Origin of the sequence: Comamonas sp. Z3, from assembly GCF_008121565.1 — a bacterium.
In the GTDB taxonomy this organism is placed as follows: Bacteria; Pseudomonadota; Gammaproteobacteria; order Burkholderiales; family Burkholderiaceae_C; genus Comamonas; species Comamonas brasiliensis.
The window spans coordinates 269,731-293,067 of the sequence record NZ_VOQU01000006.1; the positions used below are offsets into that span (position 1 = coordinate 269,731).

At 59.8% G+C, this 23,337-nt stretch carries 20 protein-coding genes; 5 read left to right on the plus strand and 15 right to left on the minus strand.

Going from position 1 to position 23,337, the window contains the following annotated elements:
• Positions 1-89 precede the first annotated feature (89 nt).
• The 5 genes from FSY59_RS18820 to FSY59_RS18840 form a co-directional block, all read right to left on the minus strand.
• Positions 90-542, minus strand: a complete 453-nt coding sequence (locus FSY59_RS18820; protein WP_003051487.1) for a c-type cytochrome — start codon at positions 540-542, stop codon at positions 90-92.
• A 182-nt stretch (positions 543-724) separates the two neighbouring features.
• Positions 725-2,323, minus strand: coding sequence for a bifunctional phosphoribosylaminoimidazolecarboxamide formyltransferase/IMP cyclohydrolase (purH, locus tag FSY59_RS18825; RefSeq protein ID WP_148729055.1), 1,599 nt, complete (start codon positions 2,321-2,323; stop codon positions 725-727).
• An 86-nt stretch (positions 2,324-2,409) separates the two neighbouring features.
• Positions 2,410-2,643 (minus strand): Fis family transcriptional regulator, encoded by a 234-nt coding sequence (locus FSY59_RS18830; protein WP_003051481.1) that lies wholly within the window; start codon positions 2,641-2,643, stop codon positions 2,410-2,412.
• A complete protein-coding gene (dusB, locus tag FSY59_RS18835) occupies positions 2,640-3,704 on the minus strand; it encodes a tRNA dihydrouridine synthase DusB (protein WP_043375099.1) in 1,065 nt (354 codons plus the stop codon). Before dusB ends, FSY59_RS18830 begins: the two co-directional genes overlap by 4 nt.
• A 153-nt stretch (positions 3,705-3,857) precedes the next feature.
• Positions 3,858-4,649 (minus strand): M15 family metallopeptidase, encoded by a 792-nt coding sequence (locus tag FSY59_RS18840; protein WP_003051475.1) that lies wholly within the window; start codon positions 4,647-4,649, stop codon positions 3,858-3,860.
• A gap of 155 nt (positions 4,650-4,804) precedes the next feature.
• Between FSY59_RS18840 and FSY59_RS18845 the strand changes: the two genes are divergently transcribed.
• Positions 4,805-5,317 carry a YqaA family protein gene (locus FSY59_RS18845; protein WP_003051472.1) on the plus strand — a complete coding sequence of 171 codons (513 nt, stop codon included), beginning with the start codon at positions 4,805-4,807 and terminating at the stop codon, positions 5,315-5,317.
• Positions 5,318-5,359: 42 nt separating this feature from the next.
• Here the strand turns inward: FSY59_RS18845 and FSY59_RS18850 are convergent, their stop codons facing one another.
• From FSY59_RS18850 to FSY59_RS18885, 8 genes are all read right to left on the minus strand, one after another.
• Positions 5,360-6,052, minus strand: a complete 693-nt coding sequence (locus FSY59_RS18850; RefSeq protein WP_019042998.1) for a hypothetical protein — start codon at positions 6,050-6,052, stop codon at positions 5,360-5,362.
• 291 nt (positions 6,053-6,343) lie between these two features.
• The gene (locus tag FSY59_RS18855; protein WP_148729252.1) at positions 6,344-7,372 is read right to left on the minus strand and encodes a tripartite tricarboxylate transporter substrate-binding protein; all 1,029 of its coding nucleotides are present in this window, start codon (positions 7,370-7,372) and stop codon (positions 6,344-6,346) included.
• A gap of 43 nt (positions 7,373-7,415) precedes the next feature.
• Positions 7,416-8,285: a carboxylating nicotinate-nucleotide diphosphorylase gene (nadC, locus tag FSY59_RS18860; RefSeq protein ID WP_148729056.1), complete on the minus strand. Its 870-nt coding sequence runs from the start codon at positions 8,283-8,285 to the stop codon at positions 7,416-7,418.
• 151 nt (positions 8,286-8,436) lie between these two features.
• On the minus strand, positions 8,437-9,375 hold the full coding sequence (locus FSY59_RS18865) for a membrane protein (RefSeq protein WP_019042999.1): 939 nt from the start codon (positions 9,373-9,375) through the stop codon (positions 8,437-8,439).
• Positions 9,376-9,420: 45 nt separating this feature from the next.
• Positions 9,421-10,809, minus strand: a complete 1,389-nt coding sequence (locus FSY59_RS18870) for a sensor domain-containing diguanylate cyclase (protein WP_050872443.1) — start codon at positions 10,807-10,809, stop codon at positions 9,421-9,423.
• Positions 10,810-11,797: 988 nt separating this feature from the next.
• Positions 11,798-12,613, minus strand: coding sequence for a hypothetical protein (locus tag FSY59_RS18875; protein ID WP_255439393.1), 816 nt, complete (start codon positions 12,611-12,613; stop codon positions 11,798-11,800).
• 297 nt (positions 12,614-12,910) lie between these two features.
• On the minus strand, positions 12,911-13,534 hold the full coding sequence (locus FSY59_RS18880) for a hypothetical protein (protein ID WP_148729057.1): 624 nt from the start codon (positions 13,532-13,534) through the stop codon (positions 12,911-12,913).
• The gene (locus FSY59_RS18885) at positions 13,534-13,869 is read right to left on the minus strand and encodes a type I restriction endonuclease subunit M (RefSeq protein ID WP_148729058.1); all 336 of its coding nucleotides are present in this window, start codon (positions 13,867-13,869) and stop codon (positions 13,534-13,536) included. The genes FSY59_RS18880 and FSY59_RS18885 overlap by 1 nt, the downstream gene beginning before the upstream one ends.
• A gap of 530 nt (positions 13,870-14,399) precedes the next feature.
• On the opposite strand from FSY59_RS18885, the gene FSY59_RS18890 reads away from it, so the two are divergent.
• The 4 genes from FSY59_RS18890 to FSY59_RS18905 all read left to right on the plus strand — a co-directional run bounded on the left by FSY59_RS18890 (position 14,400) and on the right by FSY59_RS18905 (position 20,879).
• Complete coding sequence (locus tag FSY59_RS18890) at positions 14,400-17,492, plus strand: TrlF family AAA-like ATPase (protein ID WP_148729059.1); 3,093 nt, start codon at positions 14,400-14,402, stop codon at positions 17,490-17,492.
• Positions 17,493-17,767: 275 nt separating this feature from the next.
• A complete protein-coding gene (locus FSY59_RS18895; RefSeq protein WP_148729060.1) occupies positions 17,768-18,742 on the plus strand; it encodes a restriction endonuclease in 975 nt (324 codons plus the stop codon).
• A gap of 443 nt (positions 18,743-19,185) precedes the next feature.
• Entirely contained in the window at positions 19,186-19,557 is a 372-nt protein-coding gene (locus FSY59_RS18900; RefSeq protein WP_148729061.1) for a hypothetical protein, read from the plus strand.
• Between the two features lie 77 nt (positions 19,558-19,634).
• Positions 19,635-20,879, plus strand: a complete 1,245-nt coding sequence (locus FSY59_RS18905; RefSeq protein ID WP_187427914.1) for a PD-(D/E)XK nuclease family protein — start codon at positions 19,635-19,637, stop codon at positions 20,877-20,879.
• A gap of 99 nt (positions 20,880-20,978) precedes the next feature.
• Here FSY59_RS18905 and FSY59_RS18910 read toward each other — a convergent pair whose 3' ends face one another.
• Entirely contained in the window at positions 20,979-21,155 is a 177-nt protein-coding gene (locus FSY59_RS18910) for a flagellin (protein WP_255439395.1), read from the minus strand.
• 317 nt (positions 21,156-21,472) lie between these two features.
• Positions 21,473-23,335 (minus strand): LeoA/HP0731 family dynamin-like GTPase, encoded by a 1,863-nt coding sequence (locus FSY59_RS18915; RefSeq protein WP_148729063.1) that lies wholly within the window; start codon positions 23,333-23,335, stop codon positions 21,473-21,475.
• Positions 23,336-23,337: the final 2 nt, after the last annotated feature.

A 23,337-nucleotide genomic window follows, 5' to 3' on the forward strand; every position in this document is an offset into this window, starting at 1 on the left:
CCACCCTGCGCAGGCTGCAAAGCAAAAAAAGGCCACCAGCGCAAAGCGCCGGCAGCCTTTGAATTCACGCAGGATCTCGGCAACCGGGCTTATTGAGCCGCAGCCGCTGGCGCCTGAGCCGACAGCACCCAACGGGCCATCTGCAGAGAATCGGCCTCGCTGATTTGCGGGTGGCGCGGCATGATCACATTGCCCCAGACACCCACGCTGCCACTGCGAATCTTGTCTGCCAGATAGCTCTGGGCATCGGCTTGCGAGCCATACTTCTGTGCGATCTCCGTAAAGCCAGGGCCCACAAATTTGCGGTCCAGACCATGGCAGCGCATGCAATCTGCGCCCTCCACCAGCTTTCGGGCCGCCGCCAGCTCGGGCTTGGCAGCCACCAGCGCATCCGCCGCCTTCTCGGCCGTGCTGACCCGCATGATGCGCCAGCCGATATTGGCCACGCCTAAGGCGCTAGCCACCATGACCAGCCCGATCAGCCAGCCCATCCAGCGCGGCCTGGGCGGATAGTTTTCTTCGTCGTCGATGGGATCTGTCATACCAAGCACCAGATTGAAAAAAAATGGCCAGCAGATGCCGGCCACAGAGCACAAAGCACAAAACTGGCGCGCCCTAAAACCAGAGACACCAAGGAAGCGCCGCCGCGCACCGAGGGTGTCGCCCCCCTCCGGCGCTCAGCGCCAGAGAGGGGGAAGGCACGATAGCGCCTCAGGGGGAGCAATTAGTGCCTGAAATGGCGCACGCCGGTGAACACCATGGCCACGCCACGCTCATTGGCCGCATCGATCACTTCCTGATCGCGCATGGAGCCGCCGGGCTGGGCCACGCAGGTAGCGCCTGCATCGACCACCACGTCCAGGCCGTCACGGAAGGGGAAGAAGGCATCCGACGCCACGACGGTGTTCTGCAGCGACAGCTTGGCGGCTTCGGCCTTGATGGAGGCGATGCGCGCCGAATCCAGGCGCGACATCTGGCCGGCACCCACGCCCATGGTCATGCCGTTCTTGCAGAAGACGATGGCATTGGACTTGACGAACTTGGCCACGTTCCAGGCGAACAGCAGGTCCTGCAGCTCTTCGGGCGTAGGCTGCTTGACGGTCACGACCTTCAGGTCGGCCAGCTTGAGCTCGTGGTTGTCGGAGGTCTGCAGCAGCAGGCCCGAGCCGATGCGCTTGGACTCGATGGCGTTGCGGCCGTTGTCCCAGTCGGTTGCGCCGCCCGCGGGCAGAGCGATCTTCATCAGGCGCACATTGACCTTGGCCTTGAAGATTTCCAGGGCTTCGGCGCTGAAATCGGGGGCCATCAGCACTTCGACGAACTGCTTGGACACGGCTTCGGCAGCAGCCTTGTCCACGGCGCGGTTGAAGGCGATGATGCCGCCGAAGGCGCTGGTGGGGTCGGTCTGGAAGGCCTTGGAGTAGGCTTCGAAGGCGCTCGCACCCACGGCCACGCCGCAGGGGTTGGCGTGCTTGACGATCACGCAGGCGGGCACGTCAAAGCTCTTGACGCATTCCCAGGCCGCATCGGCGTCGGCGATATTGTTGTAGCTCAGTTCCTTGCCCTGCAGCTGCACGCCCGTGGCCAGCGAGCCGGGTGCGGGGTACAGGTCGCGGTACCAGGCAGCTTGCTGGTGGCTGTTTTCACCGTAGCGCAGATCCTGGATCTTGACGAACTGGCTGTTGCTCTGGCCGGGGAACAGATCACGTGCAGGCACGTATTCTTCGCTGAGCTTCTCGTCTTCGAACCTGACCGAGGACAGGTAGTCGCTGATGGCGCCGTCGTACTGGCTGATGCGGTTGAATGCTGCCACGGACAGCGCAAAGCGCAGCTTGTCGGACAGTTTGCCGGCAGCCTTCAGCTCGCCCAGCACGGCCTCGTACTGGTCGGCGGCAGTGACCACGCCCACATCCTTCCAGTTCTTGGCGGCGGAGCGCACCATGGCGGGGCCGCCGATGTCGATGTTCTCGATGGCGTCGGCCAGGGTGCAGCCCGCCTTGGCCACGGTGGCTTCGAAGGGGTAGAGATTGACCACCAGCAGGTCGATGGTCTCGATGCCATGTTCCTTGAGCGCGGCCATGTGCTCGGGCAGGTCGCGACGAGCCAGCAGACCGCCGTGCACCATGGGGTGCAGGGTCTTGACGCGGCCATCCAGCATTTCGGGGAATCGGGTGACTTCAGCGACTTCGGTCACGGGCAGGCCCTTGTCGGCCAGCAGCTTGGCAGTGCCACCGGTGGACAGCAGCTGCACGCCAAGAGCGTGCAGGGCCTGCGCAAATTCGACGATACCGGTCTTGTCAGAGACGGAGATCAGAGCTTTCATGGGCGTCAATTCAAAGTTTGGATAAAAACAAGCTGCAAGTGCAGATGGATCGGCGCTTGCAGCTATGGATTCGGTAGCCTCGTCGTTCAGAGCAACTCGTGATCGACCAGCTTTTTGCGCAGGGTGTTGCGGTTCAGGCCCAGCCATTCGGCAGCGCGCGACTGGTTGTTGTCGGCCTGGCCCATCACCACTTCCAGCAGCGGTTTTTCAACCAGACGAATCACCATGTCGTAGACATTGGCCGGTGTTTCGCCCTCGAGATCGCGGAAATAGCCCTCCAGGCTATCGCGAACGACTTGTTCTAAATTCTGATGGCTCATGCAGTCATTTCTGCCGGTTCATCCAGCTCGCTGCTTGCTTCAGCAGCGGCCGTGGCCGCCGGGATACGATCCATCTGCTGCCCGAGGGCCTCCAGATAGTCGGCCACGGCCTGCCATTGCACCGCACAGTCCTCAATGGTGTTGATGTGTTTTCTGAACTCTTCCCCGCCCGGCAGAGCACGCAGATACCACGCAATATGCTTGCGGGCGCTGCGCACGCCGACTCCCTCGCCGTACAGGCTGTAGTGATCTTGCAGATGCTCGAGCAGCAGGCGGCGCAGCTCGGCCACCAGAGGCGCAGCCATATGCTCGCCGGTGGCCAGAAAGTGCGCAATCTCGCGGAAGATCCACGGCCTGCCCTGCGCTGCGCGGCCGACCATGATGGCATCCGCCCCCGTGTAGGCCAGCACATCGCGGGCTTTTTCGGGGCTGTTGATATCGCCGTTGGCCACCACGGGCACCCGGACCGCCTGCTTGACGGCCGCAATCGTGTCGTACTCGGCAAAGCCCTTGTAGCCCTGCTCGCGCGTGCGCCCGTGCACCGTCAGCATCTGGATGCCGACCTCCTCGAACTGGCGCGCCAGCAAGACAGCGTTCTTGTGCGTGTCGCACCAGCCCGTGCGCATCTTCAGGGTGACGGGCACGTTGTAGGGGCGTGCGGCTTCCACGACGGCCTGGGCGATCTCCACGGCCAGCGGCTCGTTCTGCATCAGGGCGGAGCCCGCCCATTTGTTGCAGACCTTCTTGGCCGGGCAGCCCATGTTGATGTCGATGATCTGCGCGCCGCGCTCGATGTTGTAGACGGCGGCTTCGGCCATCATGAGCGCTTCGGTGCCGGCGATCTGCACGGCAATCGGTCCGGGCTCGCCTTCATGGTTGGCACGGCGGCTGGTCTTGAGACTGTTCCACAGATCCTTGCGGCTGGTCACCATCTCGCTGACCGCATAGCCGGCCCCCAAGGCCTTGCACAGCTGACGAAACGGCCGGTCCGTCACTCCCGCCATGGGAGCGACAAACAGACGATTTGCCAATGGAATATGACCAATGTGCAGGGCGGGCATGGAGAAAGTTGGCTTCGGCGGCAGACAGGGTCTGGCGCAAACCGGGCGCTGGAAAAGAGGGCCGGATTATACCTGCCCAAAATTTCAGCAGAACCAAACACCATGCATCACCCTGCGGGTCGAATCACTATCAGGCGCTGCGGCCCCGGCGCCTCAGTTGCTGCGCACCGGCATGTCGAAGTACTGCTCGGAATAGGGCTCGCCGACCAGCGTGTAGTGCCACCACTCCTCGGGCAGATTCTTCCAGCCGTTGCGCTGCATCAGGCTGCGCAGCCAGCGCCGGTTGTGCTGCACATCGGGCGACTGCTGGGCATTGTCGGTATGCGACTGCTCGTCAAACAGATCGAAGGGCGTGCCCATGTCCACCTCGATGCTGTCGGCCAGCGGACCGCGTACCCACTTGCTGGCGCGCCTGGCATCCACCACCAGCAGCGTCATGTCCACGGTGCTGGCACGGCTGTGACCCGACTTCTCGGCGATATAGCCGCGCTTGAACAGCTCGCTCTTGGGCACGCGCGGGTAATACATGTCCTTGTTCTTCTGGTCGGCCAGATCACGGCCCCAGCGCACAAAGTCGTCGACGGCCTTCTGCGGGCGGTAGCAGTCATAGACCTTCAGGGCCAGGCCCTGTCCTGCCAGCTCGCGTTGAACGGCGGCCAGGGATTCGGCGGCCGCGCGGCTGAGCCAACATTCCCCGGCCTCATAGCCGGCCACGGGACGGCCCAGGAAGTTGTGGCGTGTTGCATAGCGCATATCCTGGCGCACGCCCGGAGCCACGCTGGAGAGCTTCACCAGGCGCGCCGTGCCGATATCGACCGGTGCCTGCGTGCCCGGCGCCACGCCCGTGAACGAGACGCAGCCCGCGATCAGGCCCAGGGCCGTGGCCGCCAGGCCCGTCTTGAACCATTGCCCGGCCATCGCCACGCGTGCTGTGTTGAAAGCCATTCCTACTCACTCCTTTGTTCTTGTGCGTGCACACCATACCTCAGCCCATGCCCTGCCCGCCGCAAAATATTCTCGCGCTGCCATGCCCCACGGGCCCTGCTGCGGTCCAAGGGAAATCGCGCAGCGCCTAAACTCACCAGCCTATGGAAGCTTGGATGCATCAGTTGCTGCAGTGGCTGGCCCTGCCGCAGTTCGGTTTGAGTACCGTGTTCATCGTGGCCCTGGTCTCGGCCACGCTGCTGCCCCTGGGTTCGGAGCCTGCGGTGGCGGGGCTGCTCACGCTCAATCCGCACCTGTTCTGGCCGGCCATCCTGGTGGCCACGGCCGGCAACACCGTGGGCGGAGCCATCAGCTGGTGGATGGGCCTGGGCGCCCACAAGGCCTGGAAGCTGGCCCGAAGCCGCCGCCATCAGGGAGACGAGGCGCCGGCTCCGCCGCACAAGCCGCCCCACAGGCAGTCACGCTACCACCGTCTGGCACGCTACTGGCTGCGGCGCTTCGGCGCCAAGGCCTGCCTGCTGAGCTGGCTGCCCGTGGTGGGCGATCCGCTGTGCGCCGTGGCCGGCTGGCTGCGCCTGCCGTTCTGGCCCTGCGTGCTGTACATGGCCATTGGCAAATTCCTGCGCTATCTGATCATGACGGTGGTCATACTGCACTTCATCCCCTGAGAACCTGCTGGCGTTCCAAGCCCGGCAGCCGTTGCCGCCGCATCAGGGCAGAAAGGGGGCCGTCAGCAGGCGCAAGCCCACCGAGATCCAGCGCTGGCTACCGTCACCGAAGCGATTGCCGTAGGTGGCATCGATCTGCACACGGTCGGGCACCAGCCAGTGGCGCAGCCCGACCTGCGCCAGGGGCCGGCCCGAGCCTCCGCCATAGGTTTCGGCAATCAGCCAGGTACGGCCCGTCAGCTGCGTCTCCGAACCCAGCCCCCAGGTGAAGCGGTTGCTGTGCACGCCCTGATCGCGCCGCCAGCCCACATTGGTGTGCAGCACCACCTTGTCGTCAAGGAAGGAAAAGCTGGCCGGCACATAGGCATAGGTATCGTGGCCGCCACCCGCATCGCGGCGCGGGTCGCGTGCCAGCCCCATGACCAGGCCCACGCCCCAGCCGTTGGTCTCCAGCGGCTTGAACAGGGTCTTGCCCTGGATCACCTGGGCGCTGGCGCGCGTGCTGCCATCCATGCGCGTGAGCGCGCCGCCCATGGTCAGCTCCAGATTGCCTGTGAAATTGCAGGCCGGCAGGGCCCAGAACTCGGCATGCCCCTTGGGGTGGCGTACCCAGCTCTCGAGCTGGCAGGCCTTGGCGTCGACAATGCGCGCATCGTCGGTGTTCATCGGGCGCGCGGCATGGGCGCTGCCGGCCAGTACGGCCATGGCAGCGGTCAACAGTGTCATGGGGCGCATCGGTTCTTCCTGGTCTGTATAGGTTCTTCTGAGGCCGCGCAAGCGCATGTTCACGCTCCGAGCCCGACAATTTAGCGCCGCACTGTGACACAGGTTTGGCAGGCCTGAACAAAGCCGCGCCGATTCAGGGACGGGCCGCTGTGGCATGTGCAGACGGCAAAGTCTCTGGTCGGCTCAGGGATTAATAAATTAATAGCTTCTGTCGCCTTCTGATAAACAATTTCAATATGAAAACAAACTGAATTTGTTTATTTATTGGCGATTACAGCTATCAAAATTATCGGTTCACCCTCAGTCCACCCCCAGCCCCAGATGCTGTGCGAGCGCCGCGTAGCGCTGCATGTCTGCCTGTATCCGCGCCTCGAACTGCGCGGGCGAATCCGAGGCCAGCACATAGCCCTGCTCCTGAAGCGCCTGGCGCATGGCCGGCTGATTCAGGATGCGTGCCAGCTCCTCGTGCAGTCGCGCCACCACGCCATCCGGAGTGGCCGCCGGCGCCAGCAGGCCATGCCACTGCTCCACGGCAAAACCCCTCACGCCCAGCTCGGCCACGGTGGGCACGCCGGCCAGCTGGGCCACGCGCTGCGGGCCGGTTACAGCCAGAGCGCGCAGACGCCCGGCCGCAATCAGCGGCGCGGCGCTGCTGATGGTCACCACGCCCAGCGGCACCTGGCCTGCAGCCACGGCCATGGCCGCCGGGCCGCAGCCCTTGTAGGGCACATGCTGCAGCCGCGTGTGCAGGGCCTGGGCCAGCATCTCGGCCGCCATGTGCTGGGGCGTGCCGTTGCCGCAGCTCGCAAAGGCCTGGGCAGCCCCTTCCGCGGACGGGGCCAGCACATCCGCCAGAGCCTGCGCGCCGGTGGGCGCGGCTCCCTTCTGTGCGCCAGCGCCCTGCGGGGCATATTTCGGAGCGACATCCTCCGGCGGCAGCACCAGTACCGAGGCGATGGTGCCCGCGTTGAACACGGCGCGGAAGTCGCGCTGCGGATCGAAATCCAGCTGCCGGTAGACGCCGGGATTGATGGCAAACGAGCTGTTGACCATGAGCAGCACGCTGCCGTCGGCCGCAGCGCGCGCCACTTCGCGTGCACCGATGTTGCCGCTGGCGCCCGGGCGGTTGTCCACCACCACGCTCTGGCCTATGCGCTCCTGCAGAGCCGTGCCCAGCCGACGGGCCAGCAGGTCCGTGCCGCCGCCGGGCGGAAAGGTCACGACGATGGTGACGGGCTTGTCAAAGCGCATCGTGGCCGCAGCGCCCCTGTGCGATTGCCACAGGCCCACAGCCACGACGGCCAGGGCCAGCGTGGCCGCCGCAGTCATCCCGATGCGGCGAGCGGCCGGTCCTGCCGCGAGACGCGCCATCTCAGGCGTCGAGGCCAATGTCGAGCACGCGCGCGCTGTGCGTGAGCCAGCCCACGGCGATCTGCTCGACCCCCGTGGCGGCCACGGCCGGCGCGGTCTCCGGCGTGATACGGCCCGAGGCTTCGGTGATGGCCCGGCCCTTGCACATGGCCACCGCCGTGCGCAGATCCTCCAGGCCCATATTGTCCAGCAGCACCACGTCCACGCCCAGCTGCAGCGCCACGTCCAGCTGCGCCAGCGTGTCCACTTCCAGCTCGATCTTGACCATATGGCCCACGCCGGCGCGGGCGCGTCTCACGGCCGTGGCGACATCGCCGGCCAGCGCGATATGGTTGTCCTTGATGAGCACGGCGTCATCCAGGCCAAAGCGGTGGTTGCTGCCGCCGCCGACCCGCACGGCGTATTTCTGCAAGGCACGCAGGCCCGGCATGGTCTTGCGCGTGCAGGTCACCCGCGTGCCAAAGGGCTTGATGGCCTCGGCGATCGAATGCGTGGCCGTGGCCACGCCGCTGAGATGACAGAGGTAATTGAGCGCCGTGCGTTCGGCCGTGAGCATGGCCCGGCTTTTGCCGCGAATGCGGGCGATCTCCATGCCGGGCTGCAGCCGCGTGCCGTCTGCGCAGCGAACGTCAAACTCCAGGCGAGCGTCCATCAGCACGAAGGCCAGGCGTGCCAGATCGAGTCCGGCCAGCACGCCCTCCTGCCTGGCCACCAGGCGCAGCTCATCCACGGCATCGGCGGGAACAATGGTGTCGGTGCTCAGGTCTCCGGCGCGCCCCAGATCTTCCAGCAAGGCCATGCGCACCAGCGGCTCCAGCATCACATCGGGCAAGGAGGGGATGGGCAAGGCCGCAATTTTATTAATGCTCATTTTGAGTATTTATGGTTCAATAAAAAACGCGAAGGCATCCGGATCACTGCCGCGCCTCGCGCAAACCGACTTATGCTAAATCTGAGCATTACTTAAGTCAAGCCGTCGCCGCAGTGAAAACAGTTCCCCATCCACTGCAGGAATCAGGCCGTCAATGACTTCTTGCCAGCGGCAGCTTGTTGCCTGCGATGGCGCGCTCCAGCATCACATTGCGCCGGAAGCGGAACAGCTTGGCCGGGCGGCCCGCACCCACGGCCGTCACCTGGCCGGTCTCCTCCACCAGTGCCTGCTGCTCGATCAAGCGACGGAAGTTCTGCTTGTGCAGACCGCGCCCGGCCAGCGCCTCCACGGTCTGCTGCAGCTGCAGCAGCGAGAACTCCTCGGGCATCAGCTCGAACACCACGGGCCGGTACTTGATCTTGGCGCGCAGGCGGGCCATGCCGGTGGCAAGAATGCGGCGATGGTCATTGCCCATGGCCGCACCGGGCAGCAGCGAAGCGGCAGCATCGCCCTCCCCCTCTCCCCAGGCTTCGGGCACCACGGCGGCCTCGAACAGCAGCTCGTAGCGCTGCAACACCAACTCCTCGTTCCACTCGTGCTCATCGAGACCAAAAGTCATGGCCGCTCTTTGCCATCTGGCGCTTCTGGCCACGCTGTCCGAAGCTTTTTCGCTCCAGGCATGCAGCGCTGGCGCAATGCGCTCGGCGATCACGCCGGGCATGCCTTCGCGCCAGTCCTCCCAGGGGAAGTAGCGGTACCAGTCCTGCCAGCCCGGCTGGGCGGCACCGGTCTCGTCCAGCTCCTGTGTCAGCGCCAGATAGCTGATGGAGATGACATGCATGCCCAGTTGCTGCGAGCGCTCGCGATCCGCAAAGGTATAGAGCTGCTCCACAAAGCCCAGCGGATGGTGGGTCTGCTTCTCCACCCAGGCGCGCAGGCTGGCCTGCAGCGAGCGGTGGTTGCTGGTAAAGGGCCCGGCAGGCAAGGCCCGCCCGGACCCGGTGGTCAGGATACGGGGCTGGCCGCCCGTGACGGCGACCAGCACTGCCACCAGATCGGCCTGCACGGAATGCAGTTCTGAATTGTTCAAACCACTCAAAAGCTTTGGAGACAAGGTCGGGAAGAAAGACAAATTCTACGGTGCGGCCGACCCTGTCCACGGCTTATCCGGGCTCTGCCCCGAAAAGCTCAGGGCATCGCACTGCGCAAGTGCCTCGGGAGCCTGCACCAGCGGCATGTTCATCGACCCCGTGGCAATGGCTACCTGATTGCGGCCCCGGTGCTTGGCTCGGTAGAGCGCGGCATCTGCGCGCTTGAGCAAATCGTCCTCGGTCTCGCCCGGCTCCCAGAGCCCCACGCCCAGGGAGATGGTGAAGCCCCCGGCCTCGGGGTCCGAACATGCCTCCACGGCGCAACGGATGCGTTCGGCCAGGCTCACGGCCACGCCGAGGCTGGCATCCGAGAGAATGATCAGGAACTCCTCGCCGCCCCAGCGCACGGCATGGTCATAACGACGGACCTTGCCCGAAAGTACCTGCGCCACCATCTTGAGCACGCGGTCTCCGGCCACATGGCCGAAGCGGTCGTTGACCTGCTTGAAAAGATCGATATCGCCCAGGATCACCCCATAGGGCCGCAACTGGTTCTGGGCCTGCAGCTGGCCGCGCTTGAGTTCGGCCTCTCCCGCATGGCGGTTGAGCAAGCCCGTCAGCTTGTCGCGGTTGGCGCGCTCACGCAGCTCCATCTCTCGCTTGACCATGCGGCTGATGTCCTTGGATGCCCCCACATAGTGGCTGACCTGGCCCGACTCATCGCGCAGGGCCGCAATGCTTTGCTCGGCGTAGTACACGCCACCGCTTTTGTGGCGGTTGATGAAGGTGGCGCGAAAGTTGTGCCCCAGACTCAGGGCCTCCTGCAGCTGGGCGTAGAACTCGGGCTCGTGCAGACCCGAGCGCAGCATCTCGGTCGGCTGGCCCAGCAGTTCCGCCGCGCTATAGCCCGTCAGGGCTTCAAAAGCCTGGTTGACGAAGACGATGGTGGAGTGGCGGTCCGTGATCAGAATGCCATCATTGGCCGCATTCAAGGCCCTGGCCAGCAGCGCGCGCTCCTGCTCGGCCTGCACACGCTCCGAGATATCGCGCTGCACGGCCACAAAATGCCGGATCACGCCCCGCTCGTCACGCACCGGAGAGATATTCCACTCCACGTGGTAGCTCTGGCCGTCCTTGCGGTAGTTCACCACACTGCCCTGGAACGGCAGACCCTGCTCCAGCGAGTCATGCAGGCGCTGCAGCTCCATCAGGTCCGTCAGCGGCCCCTGCAGCATGCGCGGCGAGCGGCCCAGCAGCTCTGCTTCGGCATATCCGGTCATCTCGCACAGGGCCGCATTGCAGTACTCGATCACCGGCCCTTCGCCGCCCAGACTGGCATCGGTAATCATCACCGCACAGAAGGACTGGCCCATGGCGATCTCCAGCAGCTGGCCGGTGATCGTTCGCTTTGCGGTGGCATTGGCACGAATCATGTTGGGGACCTCGAGCGCGCTGTGCAGTCGTGAGGGCTCATTATTCGTTACTTTGCGTCACTTGCGTATATCAAAGATTTCTGTGCTCCGCTGGTCCCTGCCTCGCCGCCGGCCCTGATGGATGGCGAAAGCCCAGGTTGGCCCCTGCATATTGTTCTGAGCGGCGTCAGCAAGGCTCGGCAGCGCCAAGAACACCCGGACCGCCAGAGGTCCGCGAGACTTTGAGGCAGAGACCAGACGCAGCCGCATCCTGGCCCTTGCCGCCGAAAGCCCGCATAAAAAAAGCCCCGCCATGGCTGGCGGGGCTTTTAGCGCTGCAATGCGCAGCAGGCGTCAGACGTTAAACAGGAAGACAACGGCCACAACCCTTGAAAACACTCGATTCTCCGTCATACCACCTCTATCCATACCCGCTTTTGTACCCACTAAAAAATAGGTGACATCGCTTGGTCTCTGCGCGACCCCAACCCTTCTCATTGCTGAGTGAGTAAGCGAGCCTTCGCTGGCCGATCACCATCGCTTCATTATCACCACAATGCAGGGTGACAGGTGATGCACGCATGGTGCTACGCCGGCTCATTCCATAGCTAGACAGCCATCATCCGGCTTCACGCCCCCACGTCAGTTACAGACATCTCGAATCTGGATGCAGCGATCGGCAACAAAGATCATCGATGGCAAGGCTCGCACCTGGTCAACCACCACCTTCAGGACCGAGCATGCCCTGGAACGCCAGCACGTGCTCCAAAACCTGTAATGCCGTGTCCGTGCCCCATTCGATGACGTCGGCCAAGCTCATGCAGGAAGGGTTCCACAACCCATCGCACCAGCAACAACTGACCTCCCATTTGACTGCACTCAGCCGCTCAAAAACCGGGGGGTGCAGTTGTGCTGCCTTCCAACGTTTGGCGATCGCCAACTGCAGATTGGCTGACAGCACCCCCTCGCCTTGCAGCCGTAAGCGCACGCCCAACCCTGATCCCCACCCCTATTGACTTAGCTGCACCATGGTCAAGTTGGGCCACGCCGGTGCGGCACCAAACGCACGAGGCAGCTGAATTGCCAGCATCGGGTGCCCTTGTCGCAGGTGCACAGCCAGTGACAGCGGCAAAGTCTCCGTCACGCCCTGCACTTGCAGTTTGACGCTTGGGGGATTCGTCAGTTGAGCCTGCAAGGTTCGCTTTACGCACCTCCACCATGCAAGGCGCTGTTCAGGCCCATCATCCAATGCCCGATAAAGCCGTTCGTGCCACGCGATGCGTCTGGCCAAAGCTCTGGCACTCAGGCCCATGGCCTCGGCTATTTCCTGAATGGCCAGCATGATGTGCCCATGCGCAGGGGCTTGACCCAGCACCCGCCTGGCAAACTTCAGTACCCACGGCACATCGCAGCGCCCTAGGTCTAGGAACCATACCAACGCTGCAATCATGTCTGCCGGCAGATGTTGTGCACCTTGCAGGACAGCTTGCGCATCTGCCGAATCCCGCCACTGCAGCCAACTGGCAGCATTGGTGAGACCCAGCGTTTCCAAGAATGTGACTAGGCTACGCAAACACTGCACGGCCTTGATGGCACATGCTGATTGGGCAATTTCTCCATGCCACAGCAAAACGGCCAATTCAGCATCTTCATCAGACCCATACTGTTGCAGCAGCATCACCAGCCGTGCCAAGCTGCCCAAGCCCTGCTGCGGCACCGCACACCGTGCAAAGGCTTGCCATGCAGCGGTGCGCTGGCTGATCGGCTCAATCACCTGCAGCGCTGCATCGGCTAATTCCAGCACCATGGCCGATTGCAGCTCCATACAGGGCCTTGCAACATGCACATAACGTCCAGCCTCGGCACAGCCGTTAAAACAGCATGGCCACTGACCGCTGCATTCGTGCTGAACGGGTGTAGCCGTATCTAGGTCGGGCAAGGTCATCACCGCTGCCAGCAAGCGCCGGTAGCGGTGCCATCTCAAGTGATAAGGGTACATGGTGGAGCTTTCAAACAGGCACGCCGCAACGGCACCTAAGCGCAGCCTTAAAGGCAAAACACCAGGCGCACCACGTGCACTAGGGAAATCAGGAAAAAGAGAGCGGGAAACTGAAGCCGAGGCTCAAGTCAGTTGAATGGCCTTGCCACGACGGACACGCAGGCCCACCTGCACCACCTTTTCCATGGTGGCTTTCTCGGACCAGCGGGCATTGGTGTTGCGCAGCTTCTTGCTGCCCCAATGCTCCAGCAAAGCATTCCATGGGGTCAGTGGCACACCGTCCATCAAAGGATCGAGCACCAGCAGGGAATGCGGCTTGTCCTGGACATACATCACCCCCACCGCCAACACCCAATGGCTATAGCTGGGCGATGTGAAGCGCACCAAGCACACATGATCGGACTCGAGGGCGGCTATCGTGCGAGCCTCAACATCACGTCGCAAGGGACGGCAATGCACCTGTTCAGCAAACGGTGCGAACTGCTCCTTGAGTTGCGCAGCAGAACACCCGGTGAAGTAACGGGACTGCCCAATGGCACAAACCTCGGCTAGGCGCTCATCGGGCTCATCCTCATACAAGGCATCGCGCGACACCACGCCCAGCAACATGAGCGCCATCAGCACGCAATGATGGCCGCAAGCCATATCACTCTCGCCCTGGCGTAGTAACAGCTTATCGCTGTGTGCCAGTGCCCCCTGGCGCCCCACACTCAGCTCGGAATGCATCACAAAGCGCTGTCTTGCCATCAATACTCCTCGGGCAACAGCAGCGTTGTGCTGCTGCGATCAGCTTCCGTGATGATCCACAGCCGCTGCGTAGGCCCCAGCACATACACCGACATCACCCGTGCGCGGTGCACCAGGGCCTCTGCATTGGTCTGCCGATCCTCCTCACAGACATCGCCCCAATCGCCCGCCATATGCCGCAGCACAAACCGCAGCGGGGTCAGTTGCAAAGAGCGAAGCAACTCCAAGGCCCCTGGTGTGGCCAGAACTTGGCCGAGGGGTAACAAGGGAACTGCAACGCCAGACGCAGAAGAAGAATCATTCGGGCATGCGGCGGCCTGACCTGCATCAGTCATAGAAAACTCCAGAAAGGGAAAGTCAAAGGGGAAACAAGGCCCAGAGGCTCGCCGGCCACTTACCTCAAGCCCACGCCAAACGACAGGCACAGCTGCGCCGCACAAGCCTTCAAAGGCGTGCGCGGGCAATCGGCCTAATCAATTCAGACGGAGAGCAAAAAAAGAGAGGGAAGTGCTCGAGAAACTGAGCGGAGAACGGTACCCGTGAGCCCACGCCAAGGCAGGAAGGGCACCGGCATCACCTGCACTGATTATATCAAATATAACCAAAACACATATTTATTTAAATTTATATTCCAAAATGAAAAATAAACATCTTCCCAGCAATATTGATTTGGCCAGCCGACAGCAACGCCTCTCTGCTAGCAATCAATCTTCAGCGGGCTATGGAATCTGTGCAGCATTAGTGCTGTTAAAGGCATGCCAATTAGCCCCTGTCGCGCCTCAATCATCTAAATTACACTTCGTAACTTAACTCCTCCCGTTGTGCTCGGATGGAACACAGCCCGCATTCTGCCAAGAAGATGTCAATGAAAAATAATCCTGCCGGCTCAACATGGAAGAAGTGGGACTTGCACGTCCACACGCCTTCGTCGTTGGTCCACAACTACCCTGGAGCAAACCAAGACGAAGCCTGGGAGACGTTCCTGCTCGACCTCGAAGCTCTGCCCGCTGAATTCAAGGTTATCGGCATCAACGACTACATCTTCATCGATGGCTACGAACGGGCGTGCAAGGCGAAGTTCGAGCAGGGCCGACTCAAAAACATTGACCTGCTGTTGCCCGTAATCGAGTTGCGCTTGGACAAGTTCGCTGGGGTGGTCAAGAAAGAAAAGGACGGCTCCTACTCGCAGTCAGGCTGGAACCGTATCAACCTGCATGTCATCTTCGACGCGATGGAGCCGCAGGTCATCCAGCAGCAGTTCCTGAACTCTCTGACACCGGGCTATCAACTGATCCCCGACTCCCACGATTGGAGAGGCAAATGGAAGGGCATCATCACGCGCGACAGCTTAGCTGAGCTCGGGAAGATGATCGTCGAATCGGCGCCGCCCGAGAAAAGAGGGGACTACGCACCGCATCTGCAGGAGGGTTTCAACAACCTCTGCGTTAGCTTGGAGAAGGTCGTCGAGGCCCTTAACAAGCCTTACTTCGCTGGCAAATACCTAATCGCTGTTGGCAAGACGGAATGGGACAACCTGAAATGGGATGACCAATCCATCGCCGAGAAGCGCAACATCATCAACCAAGCCGATCTTGTTTTTACCGCCGCTGCCAACCCCGCAGCATACGACTCCGCCCGAAAGAAGCTCTCTGAGTCCAACGTCAAAGCCACCCTGCTCGACTGCTCGGATGCCCACGCCCCGAGGGCCTCGGAGAACAAGGACCGCGTTGGCAACTGCTTCACATGGATCAAAGCCGACGCGACCTTTGCCGGCCTTGTCCAGGCCGTCACCGAATTCGAGGACCGCGTGTTCATTGGCGACATGCCGCCCAAACGGATTCTGGTCGAAGCAAATCGCACCAAATACGCATCGAAGATTCGCATCAACCGCAAAGCTGGATCCACGCTAATTGACAACTGGTTCAACGTGGACATCCCGTTGAGCCATGACCTTGTAGCCATCATCGGCAACAAGGGTAGCGGTAAAAGCGCCATGGCCGACATAGCGGCGCTTGCTGGTGACACCAAGAACTTTAAGAGCTTCTCGTTTCTCAACGACAAACGCTTCCGCAATCCGAGGAGCAAGCTCGCGCAGCATTTTCTGGGCACGCTGGGCTGGCACGACGGCACGGAGTCCGAGCGGCAACTCGACCAAGACCCACAAGAGACTAGCGTGGAGCGTGTCAAGTATTTGCCACAGAGTTACCTTGAGACGCTGTGCAACGAACTGGGCGACGGCGGCTCGGCGACGTTTGACACTGAGTTGCGCAAAATTATTTACACCCACGTCCCGGAAGAGGCCCGTTTGGGCTACAACTCCATGGACGAGTTGCTCGATTTCAAAGTTGCTGAAATTGACAGCGCGCGCGAACAGGTGATTAAGGAAATCTCGAAGATCAACTCTGAGATTTTGCAAACAGAGCGTCGCCTTACTCCAGAGTTCAAGCAGACGTTGCAGGAGCAACTCGACGCCAAGGTTGCCGAGTTGACCTCTCTGGACGGATCGAAGCCCACGCCGGTTGAGGACCCGACGCAGTCAGATGCTGCCATGGAGGAGTCGACTGCGGCAACCGAGAAGATTCAAGAGCTCGATGACGAGCTCAAAAAGCTGCGCGACGAGGAGAGGCAGCTTCGGGACAAAAAAGCTTCTGACGCTAAGAGGCAAGCCGTCTTGAGCCGGATCGCTCAGGCCATCACCAACCACAAGAAGGCGCACGACCAATTCATCGCCGATTTAACCCCAATGCTGGCTGAAGCGGGTGCAGATTTGAATGCGTCCGAATTGGTGGAGTTAAAGATCGACATCGCACAGATAGATGCGCTTAGCAAGGCCATTAAGGAATCGATTGCGACCGTGGACGCGGCACTTGCCAGCCAGGAGTCTACCGGACTCGGCAAGAGGCGCGAGGTGGCTGAAGCCACTATGGCTGACATCAAAAGCAAGCTCGGTGAAAAGCAGCGCTTGTTTGTCATCTTCAAGGATCAAGTCGCCAAGTGGGAGCGTGCCAAGGTAGAGCTAGTGGGCAGCAAGGACAAGGCCCAATCGATTGAATGGTTCAAGGCAGAGATCGCATCGCTGGCCACGCTTCCCGCCAAGCTTGTCGAGCTGCGTGCAAGCCGCGTGGAACTGGCCAAAACAGTCCACGAGCAAATCGGAAAAACTGTAGAAGAATATCGCCGGCTGTACGAGCCCGTACAGCAGTTCGTCAAGTCAGCCGCCCAGATGGATATGCATCTGCCGTTGGACTTCGACGTCCGCATCGAAGAGTCGAACTTCCAAGAGCAGTTTTTCCCTCGTATCAATCGTCAATCCCGTGGAAGCTTCTCTGGTGTGGATGAAAGCAGCCAACTCATGCGCGGCCTATTGAAGGAAGTCAACTTCGGGGACATGGGCTCGACGCTTAATTTCCTCGAAACTATTGACGACATGCTTCACTTCGACCGCCGTGAGTCTGGCGCAGGCCGCGAGACAAAAATCGTCGATCAGCTTCGGCGAGGCGGCGACCCTCAGGATATCTTCGACTACCTCTACAGCATGAGCTATCTCGTGCCTCGGTATTCACTCACGTTCGACCAACAAGAGATCAGCCAGCTCTCGCCAGGTGAGCGTGGCCTACTTCTGCTCGTTTTCTACCTCTTAGTGGACAAGGACGATACACCGATCATCATCGACCAGCCTGAGGAGAATCTCGACAATCAAACCATCTTCAGGGTATTGGTGAAGTGCATTAAGGCGGCTAAGCAGCGTCGACAGGTCATTATGGTGACCCACAACCCCAACCTCGCGGTGGTGTGTGATGCCGAACAGATAATCTATGCTGCATGCGACAAGGCGACGAGCACTTTCAGCTACATCTCAGGGGCCATTGAGTCACCAGTTATCAATGCCAAGGTCGTTGAAATTCTTGAGGGCACTGAACCAGCCTTCAAGAATCGCAAGCAGAAATATGGCCTGTGAGTTTGTTTCATGATGGAGCTCTCTCTATGAGGACAGGATCGATGTATTCAGATTTACCGCCAACGGCGGGTGTCCGCATTCAACGAGAAAGCTGCCGGCCGTCTACTTAGCAACGGTTGATTCCTATGACTGGCGATGGTTTGACGGCAGCTGTGAGGCCCAAACCGGCCACTCATTTCAGCTGGCCTAGGAGATCGGGACGATTCAATTAACAATGTAGCGCTCCTATAAGCGCGCAAACCGGTGAGACAAGCCCAGCGGGTCCAATCTAAGCCATGTCGACATTAAAGCCTAAAAGCTCCAAACTTATCTTCACGCGCACGGTTCATCCCATCCACTTCAAAGATTTGTCGGGCCGCGACTTCGAGCGCATGGTCTTCGCAACGCTCATGCGCATGCGAGCATGGCGCTCGCTGAACTGGCACGGGCAAACCGGCGGCGACAAGGGGCGCGACATCATCGGCGTCTGCGAGGATGAACTTGGCAACGAGGCCACTGTCGTGGTCGCGTGCGCGAACTGGCAGAAGTTCACGCTGGCCAAAGCCAAGAAAGACATCGACCGACTGACGAGCACGCAAGCCACGCCGCCCCACGAGGTTATCGTGATAGCCGGGGGGGACGTGAGTGCCGAGACCAAAGACAAGTGCAAAGCCCACGCGGACTCCAAGAAGATCAAGATTTGCCAGGTGTGGTCTGGCTCGGATTTCGAGGAGCATCTGCGCTTTCACGCGCCGTCAGTCCTTAACCGCTTCTTCAACGGCGACCTGTTGCCCGACGAAGAGGCAGAGCTTCGCAAGTTCATGCTGGAGCTCGATCCTGAGACCGAGAAAGAGGCTGGTTTGCTTGTTGCGCGGTTGTTCAATCGGCCTGCTTTTCAAACGCCGATCCACTGCGAGAGCTCAATGCCGGCATTCAGGCAGGCCATCGCGGACACCATTGGGGCCCTTAACACCGGCATTTGGCGCGACCGCGAGGGGGCGATCATTTCGCGCGTGCCGCCAAGCCACGTCTTCCCAGACGCGCGTGTCTCGGGGGGGCTCACGAGTTGCTCAAAGAAGCTCAACACGTTGCGCATGACGCTCGACGAAGGCATCAAGGCGAACGCCATCCGACCCTGTCAATGCAACAACCCGCTTTGCACGACCCACATGATCGACCCGCCTTACCCGCAGCGGCTCGAGCAGGAGCGAGCCGAGGCGCTTCGACAGGCCGCTGACGCTCTCGCCCTGCTGGACGTTCAACTATCCTGAGCAAGCGCTTGTGTGGCGACGTCGAAGTGGCCGACCGCATTCGCCGCACCGCCGTCATTCAACTTCGCTAGGCGACTGGCAGCAACGGGTAGATAGCGCCAGTTCGCAGCTTATGAGAGCTGCCGTTAAGGTTGTCTGGCGCACTTCGATCCAGTCAGCTTCCGGTTTGAAGCCCACAGCGGACGTCTGGCCAGATAGCAGGTCAACGTCTTGTATCGGCGGCAGCGGTCATAGGCTTGCCAAATCTCAGTGGCCACACCCAACTGTGTATTCAACTGATCCAGGCCAGGAGACCACTCAGCCGCAACTGATGCAGGCAGCCATTTCAAATGAAACCTTCACTCTTGTCACCCAAATGACACATCGCTGACGCAATACGCCTGCCTCACGGGCTTCTGTGGTCACGCCATGCGGCAGTCGCATGGTTGAACCACGGAGAGCCCATGTCGGCAACGAAGACCAACACCCCCTACCCGCTTGATCGCCAAATTTTTCTGCAGAATTTTTTCGAGCATGCCGACAGCTTTGGCGATGTGAATGAACAAGAGGTACACGAGCATCACACCAGCTTGCTAGCACTGCAAACCTGCGAGCAATCCACACTGCGCCGCCTGCTGAAAGCGCTGTGCATCGAATATGGCGAAAGCTATACCTATCTGGTGTGCCTACATGGGCACTTCTTGCTCAAAGACACTCAGCGGATTTTTCAGCACCTGCAAGGGTTTGATGTGTCCATCAGCTTTTTCCACCACACGCTGGAACGCGGCTATGCCGCAGAGGTGATGGTGGGCAATCGCAAGACCCTGCTTCGATAATGTGCGCCGCGCGCATTGCATCAGCACTTTCAAGCGCCCTGCACGCAGGGCATTCTTCATGTTTTCTAGCCATGTCCATGACCGATACCATCGCCGTGCGCGCGCTGTTGCAGCACCCGTTGTTGCGCACGTTTCAAGAACAGCAACGCCAGACCAGCGCACACCACAACATCTTTCAGCTCTTTGGCCTGACGCTGAATGAAAACGCCCACTCGGCCTTTCTGGCGTACTTGCTAAATCCCATGGAGCGCCATGGCCAAGGCACGGCGTTTTTGGATGCCTGGTTGCAGTGGCTGCAGCCCCGCTGCTCAGAGCCGCTTTCCAGCCATGGTGCACATATCGTGGCTGAGCGCTATGCCGGTCAGTGGGGGCGCATCGACATCGTGGCGGAGCTGCGCGATGGCACCCTGATCGCCGTCGAAAACAAGGTACGCGCAGGAGAGCAAGAGGATCAGCTCGCACGCTATGGCGATTGGCTGCATGCACAGTCAGGGTCGGGCCAACGCTTGCTGGTATTTCTCACGCCAGATGGCCGCGATGGCGCCACCGCGCGCGCAGGGCAGTCCGTGATTTGCATGTCCTATCGCGATCTTGCCCAGGTGCTGGAACAGGCCCTGTGTGCGGTACCGGATACAGCCCATTCTTTAGGTGCCGACGTAGGCCAATACATACGGCTTTGCCGCCACCTGCACATCTCTCTTTCGGAGCTTCCCATGGATACCAGCAACACCGACATTCTGAAATTGCTCGATGACCCGCAGCATCTGCAATCTGCACTCGCCCTGATGCGTAATATCGAGGTCAAAACGCAAGCAATTCGCAGGGAATTTCTGCAGCATGTGGTCAGCGCATTGAATGAACAACTGCTGGAGAAATTTGGCAATGAAAATCGCACATGGGCGGCCAAGATTGAGCCCGGATCAGCAACGATTTTTGGGATTGGTCATGCACAGCACTTCACTCAGAACTATCGCTGCGTGGTGGAGCTTCTGAATGACAGCGTGTCCGTTGGCTGGAGAAAGGCCCGTGGAGGTCAAATTTGCTCATCGCCGGAGCTTGGGCAGATCATGTGCAAGCAGCTACACGCAGTGCCCGAGAATTGGTGGCTGTGCCAACGTACTCTGCCTACAGCACAATGGCGTGCCCTGCAAATCAGAGCGGCAGCATCCGAGCTACTCCTCCAGTTGCAGGCAGACAATCAAGCAACGCATACCATGGCAAAGCAACTGGCAGCAGAGGTCTGGAACTGCTTTGAAGCCTTCGAGCAGCGGGTGAGAGAGCTGGCGGAATTTGATGCCCATGTGCCAGCCGCCACAGCCTGAGCACCCCTGCCTGTTTTATTGGACAGGCCCTATTCTCAATAGCATGACGAGCCCAGGCCAATTCTCTTGGCTACATGGGAAACAGAGCATGTGCTTAACTTAGGTCTTCAGCAATTGCAGCACGCTTTGCGGCATCTGGTTAGCTTGCGCCGCCATGACCACGCCTGCCTGCTGAAGGATCTGCGTACGACTCAAGTGCACTGTTTCCACTACGTAGTCAGCATCCATGATAAGGTCACATGCTGCGGCCGTATTTTCTTCAGCGATACGATTCAAAGCGCGACTGCATTACGCCGACATCAGCGCGTGCACTGCTCACCTGTTTGATCGCTGCATCGTAGATGATCAATGCCCGACTCGCCAAAGCGGGTGGCTGCTATAGAGCTGTGACCGATAGGCCGCAGTGTAGCTACGAGTAACGGAAATCGCTGCAAAACCGACGCGTGGCTGGCCGGCACGTTGTCGCCGGAACTGCACATTGCTTCTCTATTTGCAGCTCTGAAGCGAAGCAGAACACCATACACAAGCCAAAGAGGTCTTGAACTCAAAACCTCCTTGGCCGACTCTGATGTCCCGGGTAGCTCTTAGCTCAATCAGGAGAATAGTTTAGACCAAAGCGAAGTTTTTGCTGGTACGTGTGCAGACTGATGTGAGGCTGTAACGGATTTCTGCGCAACCGTCTCGATAATGGGCGTGGTATCAAGCACGATATCGGGCACTTCTTCCCAAGCTTCCTGGTAACTGCCACTGCTACTGTTGATTTCGCGAAACTCTGTGTCGATGGCTGTGCCGGTGCCGTACCATTTCTTGAAGCGCACCTGACGTTCTTGCAACATGTTCATCTCATCATCAATTGCAGAAAGCTGCTGTTTGAGAGTCGTAAAAGCCGGGAAGAAGCGGTCTGCAAATTCTGGTGCATCGATCAGTTGAATAACCTCCTTAGACTGCATCTGGAAGTTAGAGATCATGCTTCTGATGGTCTCGGCGAATTGAGCTTGGCGCTCTTGCTCCTTGTAGCTGTCCCACGCCTCCAGCGCAATACCGACCACTGCCAGTGCGCTACCGAGACCATTTGCCAATTTGGTGGCCCCCCAGGGTTTGAACTTGAGGTACTTGCTGATGTCAAGGCCGACCAGTTTGGTTGCTGTATTAATGCCGTCACGTACCGCGAGCACGCTGCCATTGGTGATCACGCCTGGCTTAGACAGGAATTTAACTCCTTTCTTGCTCATGGCATTCAGGACATCGTCATAGTGCATCAGCTCGTTGTTGACGTTCATCTGAATCCGGTACAGATCGGTATTGATACCGCCAATTTCGTCGCTGAAGATTTCCTGAATACGTTGCTGAACTAGGCAACCCTCGTTACCAACTTCCCTGTGCATGAAGTCGTTGAAAGTGGAGATTCCGACGTTGCGCGTCTGCAGTTGTAAATCCTCGAAGTAGCGCAAAAGACGACCGCGCAAGCGCACCTGCGCATTTCCAATATTGGTATGAGCCTTCTGTAACTCTAGTCCTTGGCTTTGCTTGATCTCCGTGAGGCGTTGCGCTTCATCAGCCAGTAATGCATAGGCTTCTTTGGCTGCAGGCAATTGTTGGGTGATAACGTCGGAGATGATGGACTTTTGGGTTTCGTGCGCAAGGGCGAGCAGCCCACCATTGTGCTTAATTTTCTGCTGAGTCGCGCTTTGCAGAAGACCTATGCGTGAGAGGTTACGAAACTCAGCAAGATTACTAAGCCAGTGTTCCACGCCCATATCAAAGGGATTGGCAGAGACCGCGACGATGGAGAGATCGCTCTGCTCCTGTGGCGTTAGTGCAAGCACGTCGTTGAGGCGCTTTAGGACAGAACTCTTTTTGACTGAGAATTTATCCTGATAGTCAGCGTCTTCCGATACGTCTGCAACCTCGTCGAAACGGCTAAGAACGAACACCGTACGAGGCAACAGATTAAGTGTGCGGAACAACCATTTCAGATCGTCTGTGTGACTCTCCTTGACCGGGTTGGCGGAGTTCATCACATAAAGCACGAGATGAGCCTCGCTCACATAGTGCTTGGTGATGTCCTTATATCTCTCAATTTCTTGGCTGGTTGCGTTGGTCTTTTCCTTGAAGCCAAATAGACCGGGCGTGTCGATGATCTGCAGTTGATCCTTGTATTCGTAAATCTGGACCTCGTTGGATGATTCTGCCTGGCTAATATTCATGCTACGCCGGTCAAGCTCTTCCAACCAAGCTGCAGCGATTGATGTCTTGCCTTCGGAGAAGCCCCCTATCAAGGCGACCTTGAGCTTTTCTTCACTGGCACTCTGAACCGATTTTTGGAGCTTCTCTACCAGATCTGGGTGAATATGAATCCCCAGTTTGCAGCCTTCCTGAACGAAAGCAGATAGGCTTGACAGAATACCGAGTGCTTGCTGCTTCTGCTGCTCAAACGATTGAATTGCGCTGGTCATAT